Origin of the sequence: Streptomyces sp. NPDC088097, from assembly GCF_044741845.1 — a bacterium.
Lineage (GTDB): Bacteria > Actinomycetota > Actinomycetes > Streptomycetales > Streptomycetaceae > Streptomyces.
The window spans coordinates 729,797-747,833 of sequence record NZ_JBIUTJ010000003.1; the positions used below are offsets into that span (position 1 = coordinate 729,797).

An 18,037-nucleotide genomic window follows, 5' to 3' on the forward strand; every position below is an offset into this window, starting at 1 on the left:
ACCGAAGCGATGCAAGGAGCGCCGTGAGGCTCACCCTCTCCACCGTCGACCCCCGCGGCCACCTCGCGGACCACATGCTGGACCTCCCCGACGGCGCCGACATCGCCGCCCTCGGGGCGGCCCTGGGAGCCACCGAGCTGTACCTCGACGGCCGAATCCTGAGTCCCGATCTCCCCGTTCGGGCCAGCGGTCTGCGCGAGGGCTCGGTGCTCGGCCTCGGAGCCCCGGTACCACCCCCGGCCGCGGGCTCCGAGGCCTGGAGGCCCCCCGCCTCCGACCCGGTCCTCGTCGAGGTCCGCCATGTCGGCGGGCCCGGCGCGGGCCGGGTGTGGCGGTTGGGCCCCGGCGGCCACGAAGTCGGCACCGACCGGGGGTGCGCACTGCGCCTGGACGGTGGCGGGGCGCCCGAACTCGGGGTCTGGATCACCGTCGGCGCCGACGGGGCGGTGGCCTTCCGGCTGCCCGCCGACGCCGTCGGGGACGAGGCCTGCGGGTTGCGCAGTCTGACCCCGCCCCCGCCGGTGGATCCCACCACCGGCACCCCGCTCACCGCCGAGGAGCCCGCCGGTCCGCAGGACGGCGGGCCGGGCGGCCACACCCCCGAGCCGGCCCCGCCCGGACCCGACGGGCATCCGGTCCCGGAGCCGCTGCCGCCCGTCGGGAAGCTGCCGCTGCCGGACGACGGCTCCGTCCCGTGGCCGACGTACGCGGACCTGTCGCTCGGCGACCACCTGTTGCGCCTGTGCACGCCGTTCGAGCCCGACGCCGCCGTGAACCGGGCCGCCGACGGCATCGGCATCGAGTACAACCGGCCGCCCCGGATCGTGCCGCACCTGGACACCGAGTCGATGTCCATGCAGGGGCCGCCCGCCGACAACACCAAGCGACCCTTCCCGTTCCTCATGATGGTCTCGCCGCTCATCATGGGCCTGGTCATGATGTTCCTGTTCCGCAGCCTCTACTTCGTCGTCTTCATCCTGCTGACGCCCCTGATGGCGGTCGGCAACTGGGTCTCGGGCCGGCGGACGGGCCGCAAGCAGCACGAGGAGAACATGCGCGTCTTCCTCGTCCGCCGCTCCTGGCTGGAACTGGAGATGCGCCAGTCGACGATCGAGGAACGGCAGTTGCGTGCCGACACCTTCCCCGATCCGGCCTCGCTGCTGTTGACAGCGTCCGGTCCCGGCAAGGGGCTGTGGCAGCGGCGCCGCCGGGACCCGGACCACCTCACGCTGCGCATGGGCACGTTGACCAGACCCTCCCTCAAACGCATCGACGACGGCGCCCGCGAATCGAACCACCGTCAGGTCCACTGGCGGATCGCCGACGCCCCCTTCGGCATCGAACTCGCCGAGCACGGCGTCGTCGGTGTCAGCGGCTCCGGCGCGGCCCCGCGCTCCCTGGCCTGCTGGGCCGTCGCCCAGGCGGCCGTCCTGCACAGCCCCCGCGACCTGCGGATCGTCGTCCTCACCGACCGCGAGCACGCGGACGCCTGGAACTGGGTGCGCTGGCTGCCGCACCTGCGCTCGGGCCGCCCGGGCGCCGCGGTCGTCAGCCTCGGCAACGACCCCGAGAGCACCGCCCACCGGGTCAACGAGCTGCTCGGCGAGATCCAGACCCGCTCGGACACGAACACCTCGGCACTGGGCAGCTCCCTCCAGCGGGAGCCCGACATCATGGTCGTGCTCGACGGCGCGCGTCGCCTCCGCGACGTGCCGGGCGTCGTCCACCTCCTCACCGCGGGCCCCCAGGCGCGGGTGTTCAGCCTCTGTGTGGACGAGCGCGAGCGCCTGTTGCCCGAGGAGTGCACCGCCGTCGTCACCACCTCCGGCAACCGGTTGACCGTACGGGCCTCCGGTGTGCCGGCCGTGGAGGGCGTGCGCGCCGACCGGGTCGACGCCGACTGGTGCGAGGAGGTGGCGCGGGCGCTGGCACCGGTGCGCGACGTCACCGTCGACGGCGACTCCGGGCTCCCGGACGGCACCCAGTTGCTGCCGCTGATCGGGCAGGAGCCGCCCGACCCGGGGGCGTTCGTCAGGGCGTGGGCCCGGCGGCCCGCCTCCAGCTCGTTCGTCCTCGGTGCCGGCTACGAGGGGCCACTCACCCTCGACCTGGTGCGCGACGGGCCGCACGGCCTGATCGGCGGGACCACCGGCTCCGGCAAGTCGGAGCTGCTCCAGACCATGATCGCCTCGCTGGCGGCCGGCAACCGTCCCGACGAGCTCGCCTTCGTCCTGGTCGACTACAAGGGCGGCAGTGCCTTCCGCGAGTGCGACCGGCTGCCCCACACGCTCGGCATGATCACGGACCTCGACGGGCACCTCGTCCGCCGGGCCTTGGCCTCCCTGGACGCCGAACTGCGGCGCAGGGAGATCCTGCTCAACGAGGTCGAGGCGAAGGACCACCCCGAGTACCGGGCCAAGCGGGCCCGCGATCCGAGGCTGCCAGCACTGCCCCGCCTGCTCATCATCATCGACGAGTTCGCCACGGTGGTCCGCGAACTGCCGGAGTTCGTGCCCGGCCTGATCAGTCTGGCCCAGCGCGGTCGATCCCTCGGACTGCACCTGATCCTCGCCACGCAGCGGCCCGGCGGCTCCGTCAGCAACGAGATCCGCGCCAACACCAACCTGCGGATCTCCTTGCGGGTCACCGACCGCTCGGAGAGCCAGGACATCATCAACGCCCCCGACGCCGCGGGTATCTCACCCAACAACCCCGGCCGCGCCCTGGTGCGGCGCGGTTCGGCCGCGCCGGTGCCGTTCCAGACGGCCTACGTGGGCGCCGAGCGCGGCGGCGCGGCGCCCGACCCGCTGGCCGTCTCGGACGGGCCCGTCCGGCCGATCCGCGCCACGGAGCTGACCTGGCAGCGCCTGGGCCGACCGGCGGCCCTCTCGGAGTTCACCGAGGAGGACGCCGAACCGCTGTCGTCCGCGTCCCGGGAGGAACTCCCCACCGATCTGAAGGCCCTCGTGGACGCACTGATCGAGGCCACGGACCGGCTCGACGACTTCACCCCGCAGCCCCGGCCCTGGCTGCCGCCGCTGGACGAGCAGATCGCGCTGGAGGAGCTGCCGCCCGTCCCGGTGGCGGCGGAGGGCGAACTCCCCTTCGTCCCCTACGCGCTCCTCGACATCCCCTCGTTCCAGCAGCGTCGGCTCGGCGCGATCGACTGGTCGGTCTTCGGGCACCTCTACGTCATCGGCGCGCCGCGCTCCGGCCGCACCCAGGTACTGCGCACCATCGCCGGATCCACCGCCATGGCGATCGACAGCGGTGACCTGCACATGTACGGCATCGACGCCGCCGGCGGCGGTCTCTCGGCGATGGAGTCGCTCCCGCACTGCGGGGCCGTGGTCTCGCGCCACGACACCGAACGCATGGAGCGTCTGATCACCCGGCTGGTGGCGGAACTGACCCTGCGCCAGCGGATGTTGTCCCAGCACGACTGCGCCGGAATCACCGAGCTGCGCGCCAAGCTGTCCGCCGGCCGGCGACCCGCCCACGTGGTCCTCTTCATCGACGGCTGGGACGCGCTGAGCCAGCTCCTCGACGACTACGACGGCGGCCGGGTGTACGCCGACGTCGTACGGCTGATCCGTGAGGGGGTGGCCGTCGGCGTCCACGTCATCGCCACCTCCGAACGTGTCCTGCTGGGCGGTCGGTTGGCCGCACACAACGACAAGCGGCTGTTGCTCCGACAGACGGACCCCAGCGACTACAACGTCGTCGGCATGGGTCGGGACCGGGTGCCCTCCCACGTGGCGCCCGGCCGCGGCTGGCACGCTCCGGGCGGGATCGAGGCGCACATCGCGCTCCTGCCCACCGCCTCCCCCCAACGGCCCGACCAGGGCGACGCCCTGCGCGCCATCGGCAAGCGGACCACGGTGCGGGACAGTGCGGTGCCGGAGCACAAGCGGCCCTTCAAGATCGGCGAGATGCCCACGCTGATCGGCTTCCAGGAGGCCGTCGACCAGGTCCCCAAGGACGGGCTGCGCCCCCTGTGGGCCCTGCTGGGCGTCGGCGGCGACGAGGTCGGGCCGATCGGCTACGACTTCCAACAGGGCGGCGGCTCGTTCGTCGTGGCGGGGCCGCCCCGTACCGGCCGCAGCACCGCCCTCGCGGCGATGGCGGTCTCCCTCCTGCTCGGCGGGACGCGGCTGATCGTGATCACCCCGCGCGAGTCGCAGTTGCGCCGATTGGCCGCGCACGACCTCGCCCACGTCTTCCGTGAGCCCGACCCGTCGAACGAGGCGCTGGCGGAGGCACTGAGGGCGGCGGAGGGCCGGCCCGTGGTGGTGGTCGTGGACGACGCGGACCTGTTGCTGGCGGCGGAGGCCGACCGCACCCTGCGGCAGGTGGCCACCTCCGGCCGGGACCACATGCAGGGGCTGCTGCTGGCCGGCCTGCCGGAGTCCATGCACTCGTTGGGCTGGGTCGGCACGGCCCGGCGGGCCCGGCGGGGGCTGCTCCTCGGCCCGAAGAGCCCCGGCGAGGGGGACCTCATCGGCGCCCGTATCTCCGGCGACCAGATCCGTACGATGCTGGGGGCCGGGCGCGGCTGGACTGCGGGTGACAGCGGGAGCGCGATCGCCGTACAGGTGCCGCTGACGGTGCTGGACGGCTGAGCCGACGCGTACGAGGGAAGGGGCCGGGCTCGTACGCCCGGCCCCTTCGCCGTCTGTGCCCGTGCGTCACTTGTTGTTCGCGGCGGCCTCGGCCTGTGCCTTCTTGATCTCTTCGACGATCTTCGAGTCGGACTGGCCCATCGACTCCGCGATCTTCTTGAAGTTCTCCGCGTAGGAGCCGATGTTGGCGGCCGACGTCTTCATCTGCTTGCTGAACTCGTTGTAGGCGTCCCGCATGACGGGGCTCGCCTTCTCGAAGACCAGGCCGTTCTGGAGCAGACCGCTGACGGTGCCCTCCAAGGAGGTCAACTCGCGGGATATGTCGGTGAGTTTGTTGCCCATGGTGGTGCAACCGTTGAAGATCGCGTCGTAGTCGAATACGACATCGTCATTGCCGACCGGCATCCTGGTGGCCCCTTCTGTTGTCTGTCCGTGGCGTGCGTGTCGTCTTCGTCAGTTGCCGCTGCTGTTGACCTTCTCGGCCAGGTCGGCGTCCATCCCCATGACCGAGTCCTTGATCGCCTGGAACTGTTTGGCGTACCCCTTGATGGACTCCGTCGCCGCGGTCAGCGCGGTGTTGAACTTCTCGTACTGCTGCTGGAGGGCGGGGCTGCTCTTCTCCAGTACCAGGAAGGTGGTCAGGAGGTTGTCCACCTCCTTCTTGGCCTCGGTCATCCGGGGCACCAGGGTGACGTCGACGCTGGTGTTCAGCGCGCCGGCGACCCGGTCGATCTCGGCGTAGGAAAGTCGGATGTTGGCAACCATGGGTGCGATTCCCTCTGTCGTGTGCGGCTGGGGGTGGGGCGTGCTGGGGTCGGGAGGCGGTGGTCAGGAGGCGATGGTCGACTCGCTTTCCTCGTCCTCCGGCTTCGGGACTTCCTCCCACTTGGCGGCGGGTCCGGTACGGGTGTACTCGGTGGTCTCGTCGCCCTGGACGACCTTCATCGTCCCGGAGCCGTTGTCGTTGATCACGACCGTCGAGACGCTGGTCTTGCCGTCGCCGCCGGTGGTGGTCACCGAGTAGTCACGGGTGTCGTACGGCTTCCCACCGTCGGGCGGCGTCACCATCTTGGGCTCGCCCTGCTCGTAGGTGGTGCTCGTGGTGAACGTCTGCCCGTTCGTCTTGACGGTGGACTTCTCCGTGATGACGTTGTTGTCCTTGTCGAGGACGAGATCCACGTCGACCGAGCCCGTCGTGGTCTCCGAGTGGTAGTGCGTCGGCGGGGTGTCCGAGGGCTTGGGCGGCGCGTCGCCGGGCTTCAGCGGCGGATCGTCCGCGTCGCGCCACGCCTGGCACCAGCCGGGCGCGTCGTCGGCGCCGCACACGGCGCGGATGCTGTCGTCCGGGTGCTCCTTGAAGTAGTCGGTGGCGCCGATCTTCGTCAGGAAGTCGTCCCATTCCTTCTTGTCCTGCACCCAGTTGTCGTACGCCTCCTTCTGGTTCTTCCAGTCGCCCAACCCGATGGACTTGCCCAGCACGCCCGCGCTGCCGCTGATCTGGGAGTCGGCGTCGAAGAACACGTCCGAGACGCTCTTGAAGAGGTCGGCCAGTTCGTTCAGGCCGTCCTTGGCCTTCCCCTGGCGCCCCTTGGAGAAGGTGAAGAAGTAGTTGAACTCCGCGGACAGCTCCCCGTTCCCGAGGATCCTGCGCCGCTCGCTGGGCAACGCGTCGCCCAGACTCTTGTAGGCGCCCTCGCCCGCACCCGCGCCCGCCTGGGTGGCCAGATCGCGGAGCTTGGACTGAACGCCGTGGAGCAGCCCGTAGTCGATGGCGAAGTCCGGGGTGATGTCGGCCACGACCGCCTCCTTCCTGCTCGTGCCCTCGCTTCGTCCACGCCCCGGACTCCCTTTTGGTTCAACCCCGTTGGGAATCCGCTTTCGGGTGGATCCGATTTCGTTCGAGGTTGAACCGTTCGGACGGCCGGTGCGTGGACCGGGTGAGACCGAGAGCCGGACGACGGAGGGTGGCCGGGTATGGCCCGTCCCAGTGACTGGAGCGCGCTCGGCTTGTCGAGCGACCCGACACCGGGCGATCCCGACGAGCTCGATCGGGTCCTCACCTCGCAGTACACGCTGATCGAATTGGCCCGCACCATCGACAGCGGGCTGGCCGAGGTCTCGGACAAGGCCTCGCTCGCCTTCAAGGGCAAGACGGCCGACGCGATGCGCGGCAAGATCGACGGACGGATCCGCGGCTTCGTCACCACCTTCAAAACGGCCCACGAGGACGTCCGCACCGCCCTGATGACCTATGTGGGGGTGATGCGCGAACAGCAGCGCGTCGCCGGGGACGCGCTGACCGCGGCCCAGGCCCTGCCGGAGGACGACCAGGCCGGGCGGGACGCACACAAGTCCACCGCCGAGACGGCCGGGCAGACGTTGGAGACCGCCGCCAGTACCGCCGCCACGGCGCTCGCGACCGCGTCGGAGTCCATCTCCTCGCCGGTCGACGAGTGCGAGGACCTGTGGAAGGCCCTCACCTGGATCGCGATCATCCTGATCATCCCGGCGATCATCATCGGTGGCCCGCTGGCGCTGCTGGCCCTGGGCCTCAACCTGGCCATCATGATCAAGACCGCGATCGACTTCTCCCGGGGCGACGCGAGCCTCACCGAGCTGCTCCTGTCCATCGTCGGAGTCCTCGCACCGACCACCAAGGGCCTGAACGTGGGCCAGGCATGGAAGACGATCAAGGGGTTCGGCGCACAGGGCCTGAAGGGCGGCAAGAGCCTGGTCCTGGGCGGCCCCAACTCCCTGGGCCTCTTCGGCCGGCTCACGCTCGGCTTCGACAACACCTTTACCGCCACCGGCTCCTGGCTCAAGGGTGGTCTGGGCGACGCGATCAAGTTCAACCAGGTCAAGGGGCTCCAGGGCGTCCACATCCTGGGCGGCGGCTCCGGCAAGGGATTCCAGTTCTTCCCGCTCGGCGTCCAGCTCGGCATGATCAACAACATCGGCGCCAAGTCGTTCTTCGGCCTGCACAGCCTGATCGTCGGACTCAACGGCGTGAAGATGGGCGCGGGTGCGATCGCCAACGGTCTGAGCGGTTTCAAGGGCCTGCGCCTGTTCCTGCCCGTCGCCGCGGACGAGATGGGCCAGGGCCTCTTCCTCGCCTTCAAGATCGGTTTCATCGACCGCGGCATCTTCGGCATGTACCGCTACGGCGCCTTCGTCAACGGCGCGTTCATCGGCGCGGGCAGCAAGATCTCCGGCGCCGGGGCCGGAGCCTTCAACTTCTTCGACGCGGGCAACGGCGGCGGCCTCGGCCTGGTCAAGTTCAACGACTTCCACTTCGCGCCCGGCACCTTCGGCAACATCGGCGGACCCGGTGGCCTGGCCGCTCCGGGCAGCCTGGTCCCGCCCGGGCAGTTCGCCATGCCGCCCGCGGGCGTGTCCCTGTCGATGCCGCAGGACATCTCCGTGCACCTCGGCGCGCAGGGCGGGTTCAACTCGCTGGGCCAGATCAACCTGCCGTCGATCGACGCGAGGCTCACCGACCTCCCCTCCCTCGGCCTGAACGGCGGCAACCAGTCCCTCCCCACTCTGGGGGCGGTGACCCAGATCAACATGCCCGGCGGTCTGGGCGCCCTGCCGAACCTGGGATCGGTCACCCAGACCATGCCGGCGCTCGGACAGGTGAACATCCCGAACCTGGGCAACTCCCTGGGCCACATGCCGTCCGTGACGCTCGACACCCCGTCCGTCACCGGCAATCTCGGCGGACTCGGGTCGATCACGGTGACCGCGCCCTCCATGCCCCAGCTCGGCCACATCAGCGTGCCGAGCCTGGGCACCGCCGGCGGAGGCCACCTCGGACTGATCCGCACCGAGCTGCCGGGAATCAACGCGCAGGTCGTGGACCTCCCCTCGGTGGGCGGCGCCGGTCACCTCGGATCGGTCCAGCTCGGCTCCGTCCAGCTCGGCCACGTGAGCGTGCCGTCCTTGGGCCTGAGCATGCCGCACTTCTCGGTGGCGAACGCGACCCCGACCGTGGGCGACCTCGCCTCGCCGAACCTGACCCCCGCGCTGAGCGACGTATCCCTCCCCCACGGCCAGACCCACCTCGGGCAGATCGACCTCCCCCAGACCACTACGGGGGCGGTGCACACCGACCTGTCGAACCTGACCCCGCACCTGGGCCACACTGCCCTGACGAACCTCAACCCGACCCTGGGCCAGGTGCAGACCCCCACCCTCGCTCCGGGCCTCGGCCAGGTGGACCTGCCCGTCGCCAACACCGGGGCGGTCAACCTGCCCGGGCTCGGCCAGAACAACCTGTCGCTCTCCGTCCCCCCGCCGGCGACCACACACCTCACCGCGGGAGCGATCGCGGCGCCCGGCATCAACGGCAGGATGGTGGACCTCCCCAACGTCCTGCCCGGCAACGGGCAACTGATCGGCGCACCCAACTCCGCGCCGGTGCTCAACGGTTCGGCCTTCTCCCCGCCGACCGGCCAGTTCCTCGGCGATCTCCTCGCGGCGATGAACCGGGAACCCCTCACCGTCTTCATGGCGCCCCAGATCACCTACAACTTCCAGCACACCTTCACCCAGCTCCCGAACATGCCCGCCGGTGTGCAGGTCCAGGTCCATCCCGGTACGGGCGGGCAGCTGGTGAACGTCCAGGTGACGACCCCGACAGGCATGCAGGGCGCCGTCACCGCCGTCCACGTGCCCGTGAACGGCCAGGACGTGTTGCGCGTCCAACACACCCGGCTCGACGGCTCGATCCAGAGCCTCGACTACGAGCTGAGCGCGGCCAACAACCACCAGCTGCTCAGCAGCCGGACCATCAGCCCCGCCCACGTCTCGGTCAACGGCATCCAGATGCAGACCTTCGGGTCGAACAGCGTCGTCGCCCCCACCCCGACCGGCAACCTCGCGGGCTCCTCCTCCGGTTCGGGCAGTACCGGCGCCGGCGCCGCCGGCCTGACACCCGCACCGTTCACCTCCGTGGTGCACGGCGTGGCCCTGCCGGGTCTGCACGGCACCACAACGATCATCCGGAGCGGGCCCGCGGGCTCCATCGCCTCCGTCGGCGTCCTGCCCGGCGGCGCCCCGGTCGCGATCCAACACCTCCCGGGCGCCGGGGCCGGCGGGATCGACATCGCGCGGGTCGAGCACACGGTCACGGCCGGCGCCGAGATCCGCCGCTGGGAGTTCACCGTCGACCAGGCCGGCCACCACCTGGTCACCAACGAGCGGCGGTTCCTGCTCAACGACGGCGCCCTGAGCGGCGGTGTGATCAGCGTCGACCTCGTCCCGGCGGTCCACACCGTCCGGTACCTCGACGCGAACGGCGCCGTGGGGGCCACCGGCGGCCGGCCCATCCACATCGACGCCGCCTCCCTCAACATCCCCTCCGCCGGGGGCTTCCACCTCTACGACCCGACCACCGGCCTCCAGACCCACACCGGCCTGACCCTGGTCGGGGCCAACGGGCAGCCCACCGCGCTGCACGTCCTCACCCCCCGGGCCGCGCCCGCGGGCGGGGCCGTCCCGGCGCTCCGTCTCACCGGCGCCGACGGCGTGACCCCGCTCGGTACGGTCACCGTGCCCGCCCACGCCGGCGGCCTGTTCCACGTGCGGCCCACCCCGGCGCCCGGTACCGCGGCCGTCCCGCACCTCGACGTCCACCGGCCCGACGGCACCTTCTCGCACCAGGCCCTGCCGGTGCCCGCCGTCAACCTGGGCGGCGGCTCGGGCCCCGCCTTCGTCCGGCTCGCGGACAACGCCGGCGGCCTGCCCGGGATCGTCCGCGCGGACGGCACACACGTCCCCGGGGCGCAGGTCCACCCGCAGGGCGCGCACGGCGCACTGGGCTTCCGGATCGACCACAACAACCAACACCTCGTCGTCGACCCGGCCGGTGCGCACACCCACCACGTGGTCGCCCTCCAGGGGGGTCCGGGCGCGCCGGCCGCCGGCCGGTTCGTGTTCAACCCGGTCGCCACCCCGCAGGTACCGCTCCCGCAACTGCGCGACCAGAACGGCGCCTTCGGAGCCGGCGGTCAGGTGGCCAGGGTGGACGGCACCTACCACGTGTCCCTGGGCCAGAACCGGTTCTCGGTCCACACCCAGGCCGGCGCCTACTCCCACCAGGCCCTCGGCGTGGGCGGCCTGACCGTCGTCCCGCCCGGCGGCGCCTTCCTGCGGGCCGACCCCGCCAACCCGGGCGGCTCCCTGTTGGTGCGGGGCGACGGCACGGTGGTCCCCGGGGCCGTCGTCCACCCCCAGAGCAACGGCGGTTTCCGGATCGACCACAACAACCAACACCTCGTCGTCGACACGGCCGGTGTCCACACCCACCACGTGGTGACGCTCTCCGGCCCGGGCGTCCCGGCTGCCGGCCTGCACGTCTTCAACCCGGTCGCCACCCCGACCGTGCCCGCCCCGCACCCGCGCGCCGGCAACGGAGCCGTCGACAACACCGTCACCGTCCAGCACGTGGGCAACGAGTTCCGGCTCACCGACGCCCACGGCACGATCCGGTCGTTCGACCACACCACCGGCGCCCTCATCCGCACGGACGTGCCGGTCAGCGGCGGCTCGGCGCTGGACGGGAGCTTCGTGCGGACCGACGTGGCCGGCGCCGTCACCGTCGTGCGCGCCGACTTCAGCGCCCTGCCCGGGGTGCACGCCACCCCGCAGACGGGCCTACAGGGCGGCGGCTTCCGACTCGACCAGGGCAACACCCACCTGGTGGTCGACGCCCAGGGCGCCCGTACGCACACCGCCGTGGAACTGCGGGGGGCGGGCGCGGCCGGCGGGACCGGGCACTACGTCTTCCGGCCGACCGCGCCCGGCGCGGTTCCGCACCCGCAGGTCAAGGACGGGAACGGTACCGACCTGCCGGACACGGTCGCCGTCCGCCCGGACGGCACCCTCCAGGTCACCGCGGCCCACTCCATCCGCGTCTTCGACCCCACCGACGGCCGCTTCGATTTCAGCCTGCTCCGCCTCACCGACGCGGCCGGCGCCCACGTGCCGGAGACGGTACGGGTCTACGGCGCGGGCGGCATCCGCCTGCTGGACCACCGGCAGAACGTGATCGACACGACGGTCGTCACGGTCCGGCCCGGCGGCGGTTTCCGGGTCGAGGACCCGACCGGCGGGTTCAAGCTGTTCGACGCGACGGGACAATTGGACTTCCACGTGGCGCCGGTCGCGGGCGCCGCCAACAACGGCTTCACGGTCACCCCGACGGTCGGCAACGCGTTCACCGTCGTCCCGCTCGGCGACGCCGTGAAGCTCACCGATGCGAGCCTGTCCCGGTTCGTCGACATCACCCCCGGCGGTGCGCGGGTGCTCGACGGCAACCTCACCGTCGTCCCGGGCCACACGGTCACCCCGACGGCGGGCGGCGGCTGGCGCGTCGACCCCCCGGGCAACCTGCGCCTGGGCGAGTACACCGAGTACGCCGCCGACGGCACGCTCACCGTCCAGCGGGTCAACGTGGTCACCAAGGGCCTGGTCAAGGCCAACAACCACCTGGAGCTGTACCACGTCGCCACCCCCGGCGCCGGTGGGAACCCGGCCGGCACCTGGAAGCTGGTCCGCACCGACGGGGCCGGCGCCGCGGTGGCCGGCGTGGGCGGCAAGTGGTTCCAGAACGGCCTGATCAACACCAAGGGCCTCGGCCAGGGCCGGATCCACCTCACCACGCACTCCGGGGTCACCGTCTTCGAGTCACGGCCGCTCCCCGGCGGCAGCAACACCCTCCGCTCCTTCCAGTCGAGCGCCAGCGCCGATGTCAGCACGTTCTCCATGGGCAATCAGCGCGGCGAGTGGCACGAGATCGACCCGCAGGGGCAGCTCGTCCGCAACGGTGACCGGCACTGGGGCGAGAGCGGGCGCAGCTGGTACGACTCCACGGGCACCAGCGGGGTCGACCGGGTCCTGCACTTCCAGCAACTCCCGGACGGGGGGCACGTCCTGGGCACCCTGAACCGCAACGTGTTCACCCAGAGCGCGGGCAACGGCGTGTGGTTCCGTTTCGACGCCGACTTCAAGATGATCGCCCAGGGCTCCCGCACGTACGGGCCCGGTCTCGGGCGCGGCTTCACCGACTCGATGCACCACCCGCTGGGCGGTCAGAGCATTGTCGTCCACGAGAAGTTCGGTCGCTTCCAGACCAACACGCACGACGTACGCCGTCTCTTCCAGCGGGAGATGGGCGCCGACGGGGTCCCCAAGGAGACCTCGGTGTCGCTGTCCGCGCCCGGCAAGGAGATCGACAGCCTGCGCCAGTTGGAGAACAACGGCGGCTACCTGGAGGTCCAGCGGGTGGCCGAGCAGCGTCCGCCGAACTGGTTCCGCTACCTCATCAGCAGCGAGTACCGCAGCACGGACCTGGGGGCCTTCTCCTGGCTGAAGAACGACAACCTGCCGCAGCTCAACGAGTGGCGCGTGCGGACCGCGCCCGGCGCGGCGGTCGGCGACCACGGCATCCGCCTGCTCACGCAGAACGCCGCGATCACCGACATCTCCAGTACGGGTCAAATCGTCCGTGAGATGCGCAAGTTGTTCCACGGCAACGACCTCACCGTCGGCAACGTCCGGGTGCCCACCAACGCCGCGGGCGCCCCGGTGGCCATCCCGAACCACTACCTGCCCTTCTCCGAGGGGGTGGGCGGGCTCCAGGGCCACCGCACCTTCAACCACGCCGACTTCCACGCCCCGGCGGGCACCCACATCAACGTCAACCAGGTCATCTGGCACGACCGGTTCACCACCAACCTGGGTGACGGAGACTGGTTCACCCCCAACGGCGCCAAGCAGTGGGAGATCGCCCGCACGGGGCTGAACGACGGCACGGTGATCGAGTACCGGCCGCACCCGGCCGTCCGCCCCGACGGCGCGGCGGGCAACGGCGATCTGGCCTTCCGCCAGAACTTCCACATGAACAACGGCGATTGGACCCGTTACGACCACCACGGGTACGTCGTGGCCCGCTCCGACAGCTGGCCGGACCCGGCCGGCGGTGCGAACCTCCACATCACGGCGCAGGGCCCGACGACCGGCAAGATGACCTGGGTCGACGCGGCCAACCCCGGCAGCACCGGCGTCCGACTGACGGCCCACGGCCGCGACATCAACTACTACGGCTGGGACCGCGAGTCCTACCAGGACCTCGCCCCCGACGGCCGGATGATCCGCGACCACCGACTGCTCGGCGACGGCACCACGGTCGACGCCTGGCGGGTCAGCCGGGACGCCGCCGGCAACGAGGTCTGGCAGTGGAACAAGGTCGACCAGCACGGCAACATCAAGATGTTCGGCACCGGCGCGGGCGACCAGGTCCGGCACTGGATCGACGCCGGGGGCAATGCCCTGCCCGGCTGGGCCAAGGGCGCCCGCTGGTCCGACCAGGTCACCAGCCTCGGCAACATGCGGGTCCAGGAGATCCCGGCCCGACCCGACGCCGGCGCCTTCCAGAATTTCCTCGGCGACAAGCCCTTCCGGATCCGCGAGTACGTGGCGGATCCCGGCGGGAACTTCAACGCGCACGTGTGGAAGGAGTTCGACACCGGCGCCGTCGTCCGCCAGAAGAAGGAACTCCTCAACGGCACCTTCCTGGAGAGCGAGAGCTGGCAGAAGCACTGGCGGCTCTACGGCGCGGGCGGCACGAACGTGATCGCCGAACGGGCCGTCTCGGGCTGGGTCTACGAGTCCAACGCCTTCGGTCAGCTCAAGCTGGTCGGCCGGGAGACCAACTTCATCGACTGGGCCAACCAGTACCGCGGCTACAACCGCATGTGGAAGGACCCCAACCGGTGGGAGTTCGGCCCCTCCGTGGGCGGCGAGTCCACCTACCGGCCCTTCGTCACCAAGGCCATGCAACAGATCGCCCTCGACGCGGGCCACGAGTTCGTCGTCGACTTCGCCCTCAGCCTGGCCGTCCTCGGCATCGCCGCCCTCGTCTCGGGAGCCAAGTTCACCCCCACCGACGTGGCCAAGGCCGCCTTCGGCGCCGCGATGGGCTCCGTCGTCAAGAGCCTCGTCACCTCCATGCACCACGCCGCCGGCCGCGGCACCCCCTGGAAGAACGGCTGGGGCCACGTCGACTACGGCTACGCCTACCAACGCCACCCCAGCGACGACGACTGGGGCGGCGAGTGGGCGGGCCACGACAAGGTGACGCGTTGGCGCGGCGGCACCTACGACTTCGGCGTGGGCGTCGGCACCGGCATCCTGTCCGGCTTCGCCTCCGGAGCCAGCTCGGCCGCGATCTTCGGGGTGAAGACCGCGGGCGGTGAACTGGTCCACCTGGCCAACTCCGACGCCGCGATCGCCGGCCTGATGAGCGCGATCGGCGGCACCCTCGGCGGCATCAGTGTCGGCGCCGCCCGGTCCCTGATCCACCTCAACCTGGCGGGCCGCTGGTACCACCGCGCGGGCATGATCGACATCTATGTCGCGCCGGCCATCGGCAAGCTCATCGACAAGTCGTTCTCCGCCTTCTTCATGGGCGGCGCGGTACGCGGCTGGTTCAACCCGAGCTGGTACACGGCCGTCCCCGTCGGCGGCGCCGGCAACTCCACCCTCGTCACGAACGCCACCGACATCCCCGGACCCCGGTCCGGCTACGCCAGCCTGTTCGACTTCGACCTCGACAGCCTTCCGCAGGGAGCCGGCACCCCATGACGACCACCACCACCGGCGCCCCACCGCTGCGCGTAGCGGCCAAGGGCTGGGGCGGCCACCGCACCATCGCCTCCGCACTCGCCGCGGCCCCCGCCGGCGCCGTGATCACCATCGCGCCCGGGGTCTACACCGAGTCCCTGCGCCTGGAGCGACGGGTGCTGCTGGAGCCGGAGTTCGGCTCGGGAACGGTCCAACTGCGCTCCCCGGGCGGCCCCCTCCTCACGGTCACCGCCCCCGGCTGCGAGCTGTACGGGCTGGACCTGCGCGGCTGTGATCCCGCCGAGGCCGCCGTGCAGGTCGCCGACGCGGCCGGGCTGACCCTCACCGAGTGCGACCTCGGCAGCGGCAGGATCGACGTCCTAGGCTCCCCGCAAGGGACCGGGGCCGCGGCCAACGCGGCCCTCACCTTCGACGACACCCTCGCCGACGCACTGCGCGACCCGGTCGGCGGCGGTGTCCTGCTGATCCGCGCCGGCAGGCTGCACGACGCCCGGCACGCCGCCGTACACCTCGAAGGGGACGCCAGGGCCCGGCTGGAGGACACCCGCGTCGACACCGTCGACGGACTCGGCATATCCCTCGGCGGCCACGCCGTCCTCCTCGCCGAACGCCTGCGCGTCAGCGGCACCGCCGGCTCCTGCCTGCGCGCCCGCGGCTCCTCCCGACTGCTGCTGCGCGACAGTCGGCTGAGCGGACCCGGCCGCCACGGCCTCCTCATCGAGGACGAGGCCGAGGCCCTGTTGGAGGACTGCCGGATCGACGAACCGGCGCGCGGGGCCGTCCGGGCGGAGGGCTCGGCGACCGTGGGCCTGGCCGACTGCCGGATCGTCGCGGCCGGCGCCGACGCCGTGGCCGGGCTCGGCTCCGCCCGGCTCACCGTCCACGGCTGCTGGATCCTCGGGCCCGCCGGTCACGGCCTCGTCGTCGGGGGCGGGGCCACCGCGGTGGTGGGCGAGACCCTGATCGCCCGCAGCGGCGCGGCCGCCGTACGGATCGAGGGCCGGGCCGAGGCGACCCTGACCGGCTGCCGGGTCGGCGTCAGCGGGGAGCACGCCCTGACCGTCACCGACGACGCCCACGCCGAGGTGGCCGACACCACGCTCGCCGACGCCGCCGTCTGCGGGGTGCACACCGACGGCCGGGCCCGCCTCGACCTCACCGGCGGCCGGATCGAGCGCGGCGAGACCGGCCTGCGGCTGCGCTCCACCGCCCTCGCCACCGTCCGGGGCACCACCGTGACCGGTCCGGGCAAAGCGGGCGTCGAGGTCGGGCCACAGGCCCACGGAGCCCTGGACGGCGTCCGGATCGGGGCCGCGGGCAGCGCGGGCGTGGTCCTCGCCGACGGGGCCCGGCTCACCATGGACGGGTGCGGCATCGAGGCACCCGGGGGCAGCGGGATGGTCGTCGCGGGCGGCTCCGAGGCGACGGTACGGGGCCTGCGGATCGACGGGGCGGCCAAGAACGGGATCCTGTTCGGACCGGGCGCGGGCGGCGAGTTCGAGTACTGCGACCTCACCGGAGGCAGCTTCCCCGCCCTGCACGTCGGCCGCGCCGCCACGCCCCGGTTCACCGGCTGCCGGGTCATGGACTGCGGCCAGGACGTCGCCCTGGCCGAGGACGCCGCACCGGTCTTCGAGGACTGCGTTTCGATCCGGGTCAAGAACCCGCTCCTGCCCCAGGTCACCGCGGCCGGCCCCGCCCCGGCCACCCCGCCGAGGCTCCCCGAGGCCCCGGCCGTCGACGGCCCCGCCCCCGCCGCGCCCAGGCCCTTCACCGACCTCACCTCCCTCACGGACCTCGGCGAACCGGAGCCCGAGCCGGAGACCCTGGAGGAACTCCTCGCCGAGCTGGGCGAGTTGGTCGGCCTCGACGGGGTCAAGCAGAACGTCGGCGGCATGGTCAAACTCATGCAGACCGTACGACTGCGCCAGCAGGCCGGGCTGCCCGCACCGCCGCTGAGCCGCCACCTGGTCTTCGCCGGGAACCCGGGCACCGGCAAGACCACCGTGGCCCGCCTCTACGGAAGGCTCCTCAAGGCCCTCGGCCTGCTGGAGCGGGGCCACCTGGTGGAGGTCGACCGCAGCGCCCTGGTCGGCGAGTACGTGGGCCACACGGGCCCGCGGACCACCGAGTCCTTCAACCGGGCCCGTGGCGGGGTGTTGTTCATCGACGAGGCGTACGCGCTGGTCCCGGCCGGGGTGTCCAACGACTTCGGCCTGGAGGCGGTGGCGACCCTGGTCAAGCTCATGGAGGACCACCGCGACGAGGTCGTCGTCATCGCCGCCGGATACCCCGGGGACATGGAGCGCTTCGTCTCCTCGAACCCCGGTCTCTCCTCGCGCTTCACCCGGAGCCTGCTCTTCGCCGACTACAGCTCCGAAGAACTGGTGCGGATCGTGGAGCACCACGCGCAGCGGCACCGCTACGAGCTCAGCACGGACGCCCGGTCCGCGCTCGGCCGCCACTTCGACTCGATCCCGCGCGACGCGCGCTTCGGCAACGGACGCACGGCGCGCCAGGTCTTCCAGGCGATGACGGAGCGCCAAGCCCTGCGGATCACCGAGCTGACCTCCCCGGTGGAGGCCCAGCTGGTGGTCCTCGACGAGGAGGACATGCCGGAGTCGATCCCGACCGCGTGACGCCCGGGCGGGGGTGGTGGTGTGACGTCGCGGAAGCCGAACCCGTCGCTGCGGCGGACGGTGGTACCGGCCGTTGAACCGGTGGGCGGGTTCATCCGTTGTCAAGAATGCCGGGGTGCGCGCGAACGC

The 18,037-nt window shown here is 71.7% G+C and carries 6 protein-coding genes; 3 read left to right on the forward strand and 3 right to left on the reverse strand.

Going from position 1 to position 18,037, the window contains the following annotated elements; all coding sequences use genetic code 11:
- Positions 1-23: 23 nt before the first annotated feature.
- Positions 24-4,622, forward strand: a complete 4,599-nt coding sequence (locus ACIOD1_RS13510; protein WP_401902219.1) for an FtsK/SpoIIIE domain-containing protein — start codon at positions 24-26, stop codon at positions 4,620-4,622.
- 66 nt (positions 4,623-4,688) lie between these two features.
- On the opposite strand, the gene ACIOD1_RS13515 is transcribed toward ACIOD1_RS13510, so the two are convergent.
- The 3 genes from ACIOD1_RS13515 to ACIOD1_RS13525 all read right to left on the reverse strand — a co-directional run bounded on the left by ACIOD1_RS13515 (position 4,689) and on the right by ACIOD1_RS13525 (position 6,419).
- Positions 4,689-5,027 (reverse strand): hypothetical protein, encoded by a 339-nt coding sequence (locus ACIOD1_RS13515; protein WP_365624856.1) that lies wholly within the window; start codon positions 5,025-5,027, stop codon positions 4,689-4,691.
- A 48-nt stretch (positions 5,028-5,075) separates the two neighbouring features.
- Complete coding sequence (locus ACIOD1_RS13520) at positions 5,076-5,387, reverse strand: hypothetical protein (protein WP_365624859.1); 312 nt, start codon at positions 5,385-5,387, stop codon at positions 5,076-5,078.
- Between the two features lie 63 nt (positions 5,388-5,450).
- A complete protein-coding gene (locus tag ACIOD1_RS13525) occupies positions 5,451-6,419 on the reverse strand; it encodes a serine/arginine repetitive matrix protein 2 (protein WP_365624862.1) in 969 nt (322 codons plus the stop codon).
- A 177-nt stretch (positions 6,420-6,596) separates the two neighbouring features.
- Between ACIOD1_RS13525 and ACIOD1_RS13530 the strand changes: the two genes are divergently transcribed.
- Positions 6,597-15,269 carry a hypothetical protein gene (locus ACIOD1_RS13530; protein ID WP_401902222.1) on the forward strand — a complete coding sequence of 2,891 codons (8,673 nt, stop codon included), beginning with the start codon at positions 6,597-6,599 and terminating at the stop codon, positions 15,267-15,269.
- The gene (locus ACIOD1_RS13535; RefSeq protein ID WP_365624868.1) at positions 15,266-17,908 is read left to right on the forward strand and encodes a right-handed parallel beta-helix repeat-containing protein; all 2,643 of its coding nucleotides are present in this window, start codon (positions 15,266-15,268) and stop codon (positions 17,906-17,908) included. Before ACIOD1_RS13530 ends, ACIOD1_RS13535 begins: the two co-directional genes overlap by 4 nt.
- Positions 17,909-18,037: the final 129 nt, after the last annotated feature.

Bases quoted from the DNA above. Each gene is read 5' to 3' on its own strand.
- ACIOD1_RS13530 (WP_401902222.1), top strand. From the start codon at position 6,597: ATGGCCCGTCCCAGTGACTGGAGCGCGCTCGGCTTGTCGAGCGACCCG.
- ACIOD1_RS13520 (WP_365624859.1), bottom strand. From the start codon at position 5,387: ATGGTTGCCAACATCCGACTTTCCTACGCCGAGATCGACCGGGTCGCC.
- ACIOD1_RS13515 (WP_365624856.1), bottom strand. From the start codon at position 5,027: ATGCCGGTCGGCAATGACGATGTCGTATTCGACTACGACGCGATCTTC.
- ACIOD1_RS13535 (WP_365624868.1), top strand. From the start codon at position 15,266: ATGACGACCACCACCACCGGCGCCCCACCGCTGCGCGTAGCGGCCAAG.